The sequence below is a fragment of the uncultured Algibacter sp. genome, assembly GCF_947487605.1.
Taxonomy (GTDB): Bacteria; Bacteroidota; Bacteroidia; order Flavobacteriales; family Flavobacteriaceae; genus Algibacter_D.
The window spans coordinates 241,839-254,374 of the sequence record NZ_CANKXK010000004.1 but is presented as its reverse complement, the minus strand read 5'-3'; the positions used below and the strand labels follow the sequence as shown (position 1 = coordinate 254,374).

The 12,536-nt window shown below is 31.2% G+C and carries 9 protein-coding genes; 1 reads left to right on the top strand and 8 read right to left on the bottom strand.

Going from position 1 to position 12,536, the window contains the following annotated elements; all coding sequences use genetic code 11:
• The first annotated feature begins 72 nt into the window (after window positions 1-72).
• Window positions 73-378, top strand: a complete 306-nt coding sequence (locus Q0739_RS06635) for a rhodanese-like domain-containing protein (protein ID WP_298237920.1) — start codon at window positions 73-75, stop codon at window positions 376-378.
• Here the strand turns inward: Q0739_RS06635 and Q0739_RS06630 are convergent.
• From Q0739_RS06630 to alaS, 8 genes are all read right to left on the bottom strand, one after another.
• The gene (locus Q0739_RS06630; protein ID WP_298237919.1) at window positions 373-987 is read right to left on the bottom strand and encodes a DUF4230 domain-containing protein; all 615 of its coding nucleotides are present in this window, start codon (window positions 985-987) and stop codon (window positions 373-375) included. The genes Q0739_RS06635 and Q0739_RS06630 overlap by 6 nt on opposite strands.
• 168 nt (window positions 988-1,155) lie before the next feature.
• Window positions 1,156-1,806 (bottom strand): response regulator transcription factor, encoded by a 651-nt coding sequence (locus Q0739_RS06625; protein WP_298237918.1) that lies wholly within the window; start codon window positions 1,804-1,806, stop codon window positions 1,156-1,158.
• A 70-nt stretch (window positions 1,807-1,876) separates the two neighbouring features.
• Window positions 1,877-3,673, bottom strand: coding sequence for an ATP-binding protein (locus tag Q0739_RS06620; protein ID WP_298237917.1), 1,797 nt, complete (start codon window positions 3,671-3,673; stop codon window positions 1,877-1,879).
• A gap of 89 nt (window positions 3,674-3,762) precedes the next feature.
• A complete protein-coding gene (locus Q0739_RS06615; protein WP_298237916.1) occupies window positions 3,763-5,712 on the bottom strand; it encodes a tetratricopeptide repeat-containing sensor histidine kinase in 1,950 nt (649 codons plus the stop codon).
• 540 nt (window positions 5,713-6,252) lie between these two features.
• Window positions 6,253-8,094: a PQQ-binding-like beta-propeller repeat protein gene (locus tag Q0739_RS06610; protein WP_298237915.1), complete on the bottom strand. Its 1,842-nt coding sequence runs from the start codon at window positions 8,092-8,094 to the stop codon at window positions 6,253-6,255.
• Between the two features lie 72 nt (window positions 8,095-8,166).
• Complete coding sequence (locus tag Q0739_RS06605) at window positions 8,167-8,688, bottom strand: DUF6252 family protein (protein WP_298237914.1); 522 nt, start codon at window positions 8,686-8,688, stop codon at window positions 8,167-8,169.
• Between the two features lie 146 nt (window positions 8,689-8,834).
• Entirely contained in the window at window positions 8,835-9,797 is a 963-nt protein-coding gene (locus Q0739_RS06600) for a GSCFA domain-containing protein (RefSeq protein ID WP_298237913.1), read from the bottom strand.
• A gap of 28 nt (window positions 9,798-9,825) precedes the next feature.
• Window positions 9,826-12,441: an alanine--tRNA ligase gene (gene alaS, locus Q0739_RS06595; protein WP_298237912.1), complete on the bottom strand. Its 2,616-nt coding sequence runs from the start codon at window positions 12,439-12,441 to the stop codon at window positions 9,826-9,828.
• Window positions 12,442-12,536 lie beyond the last annotated feature (95 nt).

Below are 12,536 nucleotides of genomic sequence, written 5' to 3'. Positions count from 1 at the left end.
AATGAACCATCATGCAACTTTTGTTACCAATGATTTAAAATTATTTAAAGTAATTTGCTAAAAAATTAGATTATGGGATTATTAGATTTATTATTTGGTAACAAAGACAACAAGATTAAAGATTTTCAATCAAGAGGAGCCGTTATTATTGATGTACGTACAGTTAAGGAATACAATCAAGGTGCAATTGTTAATTCTAAAAATTTTCCGCTGCAAAACATTAAAACTCAAATTAATGAGATTAAAAAGTATAATAAACCAGTAATAACCTGTTGCGTAAGCGGTATGCGCTCTGGTACTGCTGCTACTATTTTAAAAAATCATGGAATTGAAGTAATTAATGGAGGTGGCTGGATGAGTTTAAATAGCAAACTATAACTTTAGTGTCTTTAAATCGTCTATTGATTGCATGGAGTTTTCATGATATTTCAATGTCCATCCTAGTGAATTGGTTAGAATATAAAATTTAGAAAGCTCACTGATTAATCTATTTTTTGCGTTTGATTTTAAATCGGAAGCCTCAATTTTTTTCATTAAAGACTTTTTTACAATATTCTTTATATCGTTATAATCTTTTGCTTCAAATGGGTTTAAAAAATCTGATTGAATATCGTAATATTCCAAATCTGGATTAATTTTAATCTCTTCATCAGGAATACTCGTTATTGTTAGGGTTTTATTAGCTTCATCAATATCGTATTCAATATTACTTAAATCGTAACCAATGGAGACATCGGCATTAACGACTACTAAAGCTTTTTTTTCTGAAGTAAAAAAATCACCAAAAACATCTTTTGAGTTTTTATAATTGAAAACCTCGCTAAAATGACCTTCGGTAACAATTAGTTTTCCAACTTGCTCAATTTGCTTTTGAATGAGCATAGAACTTTCTTGAAGTCGCACTTTATCTGCTCTTTCTTTATCACAATACTTAAATGTAAATAGGATAACTAAAGTAACAAAGACACCAAATAGAATTTTACGCATGCACTAATTTAGGTAATATTTAAAAACTAATAGCATGAATTTAGCGCAAAAAAAAACATCAGTTTCCTTCGACATAAGAAGTCTAACTAATGTAATTCCCTTGATTAATAGCATGACAAATATATGCTATAAATATACCCGTTATATTAAATGAATGTTATTGTAATATTATATTAGGTTATTCTTTCTAGCTTTCTGTACTGCTTCTAGCTTGTTATGTACCTGTAATTTTTTATAGATATTTTCAATGTGCTTTCTAATTGTACCCACAGAAAGAAACAGATTTTCAGCTATTAAACTATAGCTAAGTCCTTTACTAAGTTGCTCTAAAACCTCAACTTCTCTTGGGGTTAATACAATGGACTCTTGCTCTTCAATATTTTTAATCGCTAAAGGGTTTCTTAATAGCTTTAAAGTTTTCATTGCAATTGAAGGCGTCATTGCTGCTCCTCCTTCTAAGGTTTCATTAATACCATTATAGAGGTCTCTTGGGTTAACTTCTTTTAATAAGTAGCCATCTGCTCCAGCTTTTATAGCATTAAATATGTTTTCGTCGTCATCGAAAACTGTAAGCATGATTATCTTGATTTGCGGATATTTTTGTTTGATAATTTCGGTTGCTTGTATGCCATTTAGAATAGGCATTTCAATATCCATTAAAACAATATCTATATTATGATTGTCTTCAATTTTTTCAATTAAATCTTGACCGTTCATAGCAGAAAACCTCACATTTATATCTTCAAAAAATGACAGTTTTTCTTTAACCGCAGTTATTAAAAAAGAATTATCGTCTGCTATGGCTGTTTTTATATTCATGAACTTAGCTTATAAATGTAAAAGTTATCATTTTATTGCAATAAAACAATACGTACAACTTCGTATTCTATTAGTTTAAAGAAAGTATAATTTGTGTTCCTTGCGTTAATTTACTTTCAATTTTAATATCTGCTCCAATATCTTTTGCACGTTTCTTCATATTGTTTAATCCATTACCACTATCTATTTCCTGTATATCAAAACCTTTACCATCATCTTCTATTTGTACTTCTATTTTGGCTTTCGTATTAAGAATTCTTACTGAAACTTCTTTAGCATCTGCATATTTAAAAGCATTATTTATTGCCTCCTGTATTATGCGATATATATTCATTCCAACAATTGAAGAAAACTCAGTATTTTTAGGAATAGAATCGTCTAAGTTGAAAGCAAAACGAATATTCTGAGAATGCAAATTGGCTTTCTCAACAAAATTAGATATTCGTGATTGTAAATCTTCCAATGAAATTTTACTTTTATTCATTGCCCAAATGGTATCACGCAACTCGTAAATAGTATCTTTTGTAAACGTGCTTATGTTTTGCAATTTGTTGGTTAATCTTTTATTTTTAATATTAAAAGCATACGGCAAATTTTCTATTGAAGAAATTATGAATGTTAGTTGTGCACCAATATTATCATGTAAATCGCGTGATATTTTTAAACGCTGTTCATATAGCTTCTTCTGATAGGCAAGGTTTTCTTGAATAAGTAAATAGTAGCGATGCGCCATCGCTATACTAAGCACAAAAATTTCAAAGAAAATAACAAACTCCCACTCCAAAGGGCTATACCCAGAAGTAAGTTTTAATGCTGTAAGCAAGTAATAAACAACAAAAAACATAAGCGGAAAATAGGCTACAACAAAGTAATATGCCATAATTACTTTTTTGAAACATAGCTTAATAGCAATCGTATAAAAACTTATTGTTACTACTAACAAGAGTAATTTTGCGAAATAGTATGATACTGCGTAAAACCATAGGAATTGTCTTAAAAATAAAGCGGCAACAAAAAACAACAATACAAACCAGGCAGCTCGCTCTAAAATAACAAACAATTTGGGGTAGTACATTTTAATTGATAAGAAATGTTTTAAATATTGTACCACAAAAAATGTTTGTAACAGCGTAAACATTTCCAAAAAATTATTACCAAAGAACAAATACTTCTCAAAGTAAATTGGTGACACAAAATAACGCAGCCCTAAAAGGTTTAAAAAAATTACCGTAACAAATCCAGCATAATAAAAATATAAGCTTTGACTGGAAAAGAAAAACATTGCAATAGATATAATAACTACCAAAAATGTAAAACCTCCAAAAAACTCTAAATAGGACGTGCGAACCTTAATATCTTTTTCTCTTTGACTGTATCCAGAAACACTCCAAATTTTATTCATGGCTCTAAATGCTCCATCATTTACAATAGCATTTATATAGAAGCTTACGGTATCGTTTTTATTTATTGATATTGGGTAGATATAGGCATATTTATTAGATAAAAAAGAAGCTCTATTTCCTTCTTCAAAATACAATCCTTTTTTAGGAAAAGTCTCAATTAATTGATTGTCTTTTGCTTTATAAAAACTAATAGAATCTATATATGTTTGATTAAACTCGAAAACAAAGTCTGTTAAGTTCGATTTATTACAGACTTTAATCTTTACCCAATTATATGGATGAAACACACCAGAATTTAGAAATGTTTTTTCATGAAACTCAAACAATGAATCTGTCTCTAAAACCAGATTAATATCTAGAGGTTTATCATTACTACTATAGGTATAGTGTTTTGAAATAGTTATTTCATCAAAATTACCTTCAAGAATATTTATATCTGAATCGTTCTGTGCTAAAATCGCCAAAAAAAAATTCAAACAGAAAACTAAACAAATGATGGTTTTAGACTGAAACATGTAATGCTAATAGCTATTAAATAAATACCAACTTAAATTTAAGTTATTATTTTTAATTTTATTGATGTGCCAATACCTACTTTCGATTTCAGGTTTAAATCTGCACCTATTTCTTGGGCTCTTTTCTTCATATTATTAAGTCCATTCCCATATTGTGTTTTATTTTCATCGAAACCCTTACCGTCATCATTAATATCTATTTCAAGGTTGTTATTATTTGAAATCTCAACAGATATAAGCTCGGCTTCTGAATATTTTATTGAATTATTTATAGCTTCTTGAACTATTCTATAAATATTCATCCCCTTTACTGAGGTAAACTTTATCTCTTTTGAAATATTAGTATCAACTATAAATTTAAAATCTATACCATTTGAATGAATATTCGCTTTTTTAACAAAATTGGAAATTCTACTTTGTAAATCATCAAGTGTAATATCACTTTTATTCATTGCCCAAATGGTGTCTCGCAACTCATAAATAGTTTCTTTTGTAAAAGCACTAATGTGATATAATTTACTAGTAATCTTATTATTAGTTATTTTAAAACCATACTGCAAACTTTCTATAGACGATATAATAAATGTAAGTTGCGCGCCTATATTATCATGAAGGTCTCGAGAGATTTGCAATCTTTGCTTCTGAAGTCGGTTTTGAGTTTCTATTCTAATAAGTGCTTGTTTTAGTTCGCTTTCCTTCTTTAGCTGTAAGTTTTTTAATCGCTGCTGATTATAAATTAAATATGTAAGTATACATAATAACACAATTGCTAAAACCAAACCTATAAGTTGGGTGTTTTTCTTATTTAAATTCAATTCATTTTCAGCGATATCAGCTCTTTGAGAAAGAATTTGCCTTTCACGCTCTGCAGTATCATACTTCTCTTGTACCTCAGCTACTTCTTTTATAACCTGATTACTATAAATGGTATCTTTAAGCGTTTTAAAAAGTTCCTTATAATATATAACACTATCAGGATTATTCTTAAATGCATGATACGATGATAATTTATCATAAGCGTCTATTTTAAGCTCATTGGCATCTATGTTTTTCGATAACTTTGCTCCAAAATACAAGTGGTTTTTTGCTTTATTGAAGTCCCTTTTATTAAGGTGTAATCCTGCTAAATGAAGAGAAGTACTAGCAATACCATAGTTGTCTTCTAATTCTTTTCTTAGTTTTAGAGATTGAGATGTTAAATCAATAGCTTCTTTATATTGCTTTTTACCTAACAAAACGCTTCCATAATTATTATAGAGAGCTGCCAATTCTCTTTTATAATCAAACTTTTCGGCTAGCGTTATACTCTTTTTATAATATTCTATACTTCTAACAGTATCTTTAAGGAACAAGTAAGCATTGGCAATATTGTTATAAGATCTTGTAAGTTGTAAGTAATCTTTATTTCGTTCGTTCTCTTGAGCAATCTCCAAATGAGTATTTAGAGCCTTTTTATATTGCTTTAAGCCTTTGTATATATTAGCGATGTTGTTTTTAACGAACGTTACATATCTTGTATGATTTTTAATCTCATAAATTTTTAAGGCTTTCGTTGCAAAAAAAATGGCAGAATCCATTTTAAAAGTATTTTGATGCACTAATCCTATTTTATTATAAAGCGCGGCTATGCCCATTGTATCTCTTAACTTAGACCTAATTACCAAAGACTTCTTGTAATAATCCATAGATTTACGATATTCGGCCAAGTCATAATGAAGAATACCAATATCATTATATGCTTGGGCTTCACCTAACTTATTATTTATCTTTTTGGACAATTGTAAAGCAAGATCGCCATAAGCAAATGCAGAATCGATTGATATATTTCTATAATACCAGCAAATATCACTATACGCATTTATTCTAATAGAATCTGAAGGATTTTTGGCTATTACAAGTTTTAGACTGTCAATTATTTTTAACTTGTTTTGAGAAAAACAGCAAAAACTGAAAACAAATAATAGGATTGAGAGAAAACCTTTGTACATGGGAGTAAATTAGAAGGGTTTCTCAAATATAAGATTTTGAATTGAAAGGAGTTCTTTGGTAATTTTTAGTAAGCGACAAATTAAAGATTCGTTTAAATCATCTACCAATTTAAAGTTATTATTTACTATTTGAGACTTTTCTGTTTCCTTTACAAACAGGTTGCAAAGCGATATTTCGCTCAAGTAAATTTGATTCCTATATCTTGTTGTGTTATAAAATATTTTGATTATAAACACCAAAAGAACGACTAAAAACAAACCAATAATAATGCTAAAAACATCAAAAGCAATCATAACAAAATATTAATTTACAAGTAATAAAAATGAGTTTAGTTCATATTAATTCAAAAAAAAACATTAGCTCAAAACCACTTTCGTGAATTTTGGAACTAATGTTTTCTATATGAACTGATTAATAGCATTTCTAATTTACGATTAAATGTGAGATTGAATCTAAAAAATCGATAAAGTGCCAAGAAAAAAAGATTAAGCGCAATATAAAAATATCACGCCCAATCAAACAAATCTCAACAACAAGATTTATTTCTTAAGATCGTAAGCATAGACTGTGTTGTTATTTGCTAAATAATATAAATACCCCCCAAACTCATCTACTTCATAAGTTGGCTTCTTATCTTTCAAGAGAATTTCTTTATCAACTTTACCGCTATCCTTGTTTACTTTTACCAACCCAACACCGCTATCAAGTTTTGTTAAAATAAACTGTGCATTTTCAGTAGCAGCTGTGGCATTAAATCGTTTTGCCATTTCATTAAAAGATGCTGAAGCTATTGCAGCAAAAGCATCGGCCTCTCTCTTCTTTTGAGCGCCATATTGATTGTATTGCCCAATATAGTTTCTATTGGCTCCAGCTTGAAAACTTGCATCTGCCATAGCTGCAGTAGATGCCAATGCCAATGCGCTTAAAGCAACTATTGCAAAAGCACTTTTCCCCGGTGAGCGATAATATTCATGAAATTTACTTGATCCGTCAAAATCAAGCATCATTAAGTTTTGATCGGAAGTTAGTAACAACCCACTATCTCTAACTTCAAGACCAGTTGGGTTTTCTTTTTCTTCAAAGTCATAGGTTGCCAAAGTACTAATATCGCCGTTATTCTCGTCTATAGCAATCATTTCTTCGCCAGTACTAATTAAGTATCTAGAATGCGCCTCGTCATAAACGCTAGTTACTGCTTTCGCCCGTTTATATTTTATTGGTTTATTCCAAATAGACTCCCCAGTATCTAAATTAACAATATTGGCATCGCTATCTGTAATATAAATCATTCCTTGTTTAGTCAATGCCATAGTGTGAATGTTTTCACCTGTTTTTAAAGGCTTTTTGAATAATGGAATACCTTCATAAGAAATCTTGTTAATTCCACCTTCACCTATACCAAATAAGATACCATCATCCATAATATAAAAATGCTGCACATACCCTTTTGTTTTTGGTGCTTTCTCCCATAAATCCTCTCCTGTACTCGCCGATAAAAAAGAAATATTACTTTGTGCTTTTGCAGCAGCCAATTTTGCCAAACCTTTTTTGCCAGTGTCTGCTACATTACTAACAATGGCTAATCCTTTTGAAGTTACTTCGAAGTTTGAAACGACTCCTTTAAGTTTTTTTCCTTCGCCCCATATTTGAGACCCAGAAGCACTTATCTTATGAATTACATGATTTTTTCCTTTTCCTTGAACAGCGAACATGGACTTGCCATCGTTATCAGGAATAACATAAGCAACATTCTTTAAATCTACCACCCAACTTTCTGCGCCTGTATTCATATCTATTCTGTAAATACCTTTAAAAGTTGGCAATATTACACCACCATCAATAATACTTGGTCTTCCCGTTAACGAATTTGAACCTTTTAATTTAAAGAGTTTTACTTCATTACCAGTACTCATATCATAAATACCAACTGCTTGTGTATACTTTTCTTTAGCTGTACGTTGCCCAGAAACAATTAATTTGTTTTCTGGCATAATTAGCGTTGGTCTTCCTGCTGCTTTCCATCCATTAGCTTTTGTGTCAAATAAACGTTTTCCAGATACTACGTCAATAACGCTTTGTTTAGCAGCAATTCCACCAAAACCTGCTTGTCCAACCATTACATATGGTGTATTTGGAACTATAAAAACTTCTTCTTCTTTAACTTTTCCGTAATCCTCAAAATTAAATACTAATCCTTCTTGACCTGGTTTAATTCCTGCTAATCCTTTTCCATGCATAATTAGCATAACACCAGAAGTTGTAAGTGTCATTTTTTCTACTTTACCTTCAATATTATAGGTAAAATTAGGAGCCTCAGCTTTCTGTGCGTTTAACATTAGCGTACCAGCTAATAGAAAAACAAATAGTTTTAAATTTCTCATTGTTGAATTTTGTTAGGGTTAATAATGGTAATGGAGCTACGTGAATTTCACACAACTCCATTTTTATAAAATTTAAAGTGTTTGTTTCGAAAGATTAAATGAACCTTCTGTAATCACTTTAGTAGTGTCATCGTTAGCATTCTTTCCAGTGAAAGAGAATGTCCCTTTTACGTTATCATCAGTTTCTTCTGCTACTTTAATTTCACCAATAACGCCAGAGTTTGCATAAGGAGCAGACCAACTTTGAGTCGCACTTGGGTTAGTCGCATTTGCTTCAATATAGATAGCTGAAATGAATACATTCGAATCTGAAATATCATAAGTTCCAGTACCATTATATCCATTAATGGTTAAAACAAATCCTTTACCACTAGAATCGGTGCCTTGTAATATTAATACACCACCGCCATTAGCAGTAAAAGTAGCCTGAGAGGCAATATCAATAGACGTAACAGTTGTGCCGTCTACCTTAGCTGTAATAGTACCTGATCCTGCAGTTCCAGCACTGCCACCATCATCGCTACTTGAGCATGATGATAAGGTTAGTAATGATCCCATCATTACGAATAACATAAGTTTGTTTAAATTTCTCATTATTGAATTATTTTATAATTAATAGCTTCACAAAAATGTCAATTAATGAAGGGGAAATCAATACGACGAATTACGTATATTTAAAGAAACAAGTGGTCAAAATGACACTTAATGCTGATGAAGTGGCATTTTTAAGAATGCAGTCGTTATGAAAATTTAATATGAGGTAATTTAGAAGCTAATATTTGTTTTCTAGATTCTAACTTTTCAAGAAATTGTATATGTGCCTCAGAATTTTGATTAAAAGGTTTATGCTGAAGTCCTTTTTGAATATAATCGACATCGTCCATAATTTTTGAAACTTCTTCTGAAACCCAAACCGTTTTAAAGGCTTCCCAAATATAATTTATAGCTAGCTCGCTTGGGTGAATCATATCTTCATTATAAAAACGATAATCGCGAAGTTCGTCCATCATGATTTCATAAGAAGGAAAGTAATTAAGATTCCTAGATTCTGCTGAGTTTGATAACAATTGATGAACAGCAGCAATTAAATGTGCCTTACTTTGCATGTTTTCAATAAACCCATCCTTTAAATGTCTTACAGGAGAAACTGTAAAAATTACTGAAACCTTTGGGTTTTTACTTTGAATAAGGTCTATTATATTTTTTAATGATTGACAAATTAATTCAACCGATAATAATTCTTTATCAAATTGTTTTTGAGGAACTTTATGACAATTAGCAACTATTGTATTAGAGTCTATATTCCTATATACCCAAGCAGTACCCAGAGTAACAATTACATGGCTTGAATTATAAATTTGAGTGTTTGTTATTTCTAGTTGCTCATTTAAAAAATTTAATAAATCATCCTTTGAAGGTTTACTTAATTTTGAATGTCCATCAAAACAATGCCATTGTTCGTTAAGGAAAAAGACGTCTGCTTTAGTATATTTTTTTTTAGAAATTGCATTTTCGAATAAACGTTCTATTGCTTTAGGATGAAATAGAATTCCAAAAGGGTTTTGAAGATTTTGAAACTTAAAATACTCTAGCTTATTTCCTATATTTTCTGAAAAACAAGAACCAATTAAAAGGATGTTAGAATTATAGTCGATTAAGTTATTAGACTGTTTTTCTAAAGGTATTTTGGTTTGTAATTTCATCTTGCATAGGTTTCGCGCAAAGGCACTACTAATTCAGATACTGTTTTGCTTGGTTTAAAGCCTCATCAATCCCATCTGGATTCTTACCTCCAGCGGTTGCAAAAAATGGCTGTCCGCCACCGCCGCCTTGAATAAATTTACCAAGTTCTCTAACCACTAACCCTGCATTTAACCCTTTACTGGCAACTAATTCTTTCGAAATGTAACAAGACAACAAAGCTTTCCCATTTTGCTCTGTTGCAAACAATAGGAACAAGTTATCAAATTGGCTTCCAATTTCAAAAGCAACGTCTTTTAACCCACCAGCATCCAAATCGAGTTTTTTAGCTAAAAATTGAATCCCATTAATTTCAGTTAATTCATTTTTAAGCGCTCCCTTAATATTTTTGGCTTTATCTTTTAAAAGGATTTCTATTTGCTTTTTAAGACTCGTATTTTCGTCTTGCAAATTCTGCAAAGCTTTAACTGGCTCTTTTGCATTATTGAGTAAGTCTTTCATTTCAAAATAAGCTCTATTGTTATCAAAATAAAAATCTTTTACTGCATCACTGGTAATAGCTTCAATTCGTCTAATACCTGCTGCAACTGCGCCTTCAGACACTATTTTGAAATGCCAAATATCTGCAGTATTTTTAACATGAGTACCTCCACAAAGCTCGATTGATTGCCCAAACCGAATTGCTCTAACAGTATCGCCGTACTTTTCACCAAACAAACTCATAGCGCCCTCAGCAATTGCTTCTTCTTTTGGGATATTACGTTTTTCTTCAAGAGGTAATTTCCCTTCAATTCTTCGATTTACAAAATTTTCTACATCTCGTAATTCTTCAACTGTCATTTTAGAAAAATGAGAAAAGTCGAAACGTAAATATTTAGAATGTACAGCACTTCCCTTCTGCTCAACATGCGTTCCTAAAACCTCTCTTAAAGCCTGATGTAGTAAATGTGTCGCTGTATGATTACATTCTGTTCTGTGGCGTTGTTTGGCATCAACAACAGCTTTAAAAGTTTCATTTATATGCTCTGGTAAATTCTTAGTAAAATGAATAATAACATTATTCTCTTTCTTAGTATCTAGAATATAAACCACATCGCCATGCGCATCTTCAAGATAGCCTTTATCTCCAACTTGTCCTCCTCCTTCAGGATAAAAAGGTGTTAAATTGAAGACTAATTGATACATATTACCGTCTTTTTTAGAAGTAACTTTTCTATACCTAGTTAACTTAACATTTACCTCTAAAGTATCATAACCTACAAATTCTTCTTCGGCATCATCTACTAAAATCGTCCAATCATCAGTAGACATTTGGCTAGCTGCACGTGAACGTGTTTTTTGTTTCTGCAACTCTTCATTAAAACCTTTTTCATCAAGGTTTAGACCTTTTTCCGAAAGAATTAAAGCCGTTAAATCTATTGGAAATCCGTAAGTATCATATAACTCAAAGGCTTTTTCACCAGAAACTGTATCGCCTTTTGTTTCGTCAACAATTCTATTAAGCAATACTAACCCCTGATCTAGCGTTCTTAAAAAAGAGTGCTCTTCTTCTTTTATAACATTTTCAATAAGTTGTTTTTGGGCTTTTAATTCTGGAAAAGCATTTCCCATTCTTTTACATAAAACATCAACCAGTCTATAAATAAATGGTTCTTTTTTATCAAGAAAAGTAAATCCATAACGTACTGCACGACGCAAAATTCTACGAATTACATAACCAGCGCCTGTATTACTTGGTAGTTGCCCATCTGCAATTGAAAATGCAACAGCACGTAAATGGTCCGAAATGACACGGATAGCGACATCCATCTTATCATCTTTACCGTAGTTTTTATTGGTAATGGTTTCTATTTCTCTAATTATGGGCGTAAAAACATCGGTATCATAATTAGATTGAACATTCTGTAAAACCATACAAAGGCGCTCAAAGCCCATTCCAGTATCTATATGCTTATTTGGCAAAGTTTCTAATGTTCCATTGGCTTTTCGGTTGTATTGCATGAATACCAAATTCCAAATCTCAACTACTTGAGGATGGTCTTTATTTACCAATTCTTTACCAGATATTTTAGCTTTTTCTTCGGCAGAACGAATATCGACATGAATTTCACTACAAGGTCCACAAGGTCCTTGATCGCCCATTTCCCAAAAATTATCCTTTTTATCTCCTTTTAATATACGGTCTTCAGAAATATGGGCTTTCCAAAAATTGTAAGCTTCGGTGTCCATATCAAGATTATCGGCATCATCACTACCTTCAAACACTGTAACGTATAAAATATCTTTGTCTATACCGTAAACTTTGGTTAACAACTCCCATGCCCAAGCAATAGCTTCTTCTTTAAAGTAATCGCCAAAACTCCAATTTCCAAGCATTTCAAATAATGTATGATGGTATGTGTCGTAACCAACTTCTTCTAAATCGTTATGCTTTCCAGAAACACGTAAACATTTTTGAGAATCTGCAATTCGGTTATTCTTAGGCTGTGCATTACCTAAAAAATACTCTTTAAAGGGTGCCATACCAGAGTTTACAAACATCAATGTGGGATCATCCTTTAAAACCATAGGTGCCGATGGTACAATGCTATGTTTCTTGTCTTCAAAAAAACTTAAAAACTTGGATCGAATTTCTTGTGACTTCATTTATTTATCAAAAAACTTGCTTCAATTATATATTTTACACTGAAGTGATTTTATATTTTCTTTGTTAATCTATTTTTAAATTTAGAACTTACTAG

What these genes read in the sequence shown, in the direction of transcription:
- Q0739_RS06610 (WP_298237915.1), bottom strand. Translation starts at nt 8,094, where the DNA reads ATGAGAAATTTAAAACTATTTGTTTTTCTATTAGCTGGTACGCTAATG.
- Q0739_RS06625 (WP_298237918.1), bottom strand. Translation starts at nt 1,806, where the DNA reads ATGAATATAAAAACAGCCATAGCAGACGATAATTCTTTTTTAATAACT.
- alaS (WP_298237912.1), bottom strand. Translation starts at nt 12,441, where the DNA reads ATGAAGTCACAAGAAATTCGATCCAAGTTTTTAAGTTTTTTTGAAGAC.
- Q0739_RS06605 (WP_298237914.1), bottom strand. Translation starts at nt 8,688, where the DNA reads ATGAGAAATTTAAACAAACTTATGTTATTCGTAATGATGGGATCATTA.
- Q0739_RS06600 (WP_298237913.1), bottom strand. Translation starts at nt 9,797, where the DNA reads ATGAAATTACAAACCAAAATACCTTTAGAAAAACAGTCTAATAACTTA.
- Q0739_RS06615 (WP_298237916.1), bottom strand. Translation starts at nt 5,712, where the DNA reads ATGTACAAAGGTTTTCTCTCAATCCTATTATTTGTTTTCAGTTTTTGC.
- Q0739_RS06630 (WP_298237919.1), bottom strand. Translation starts at nt 987, where the DNA reads ATGCGTAAAATTCTATTTGGTGTCTTTGTTACTTTAGTTATCCTATTT.
- Q0739_RS06635 (WP_298237920.1), top strand. Translation starts at nt 73, where the DNA reads ATGGGATTATTAGATTTATTATTTGGTAACAAAGACAACAAGATTAAA.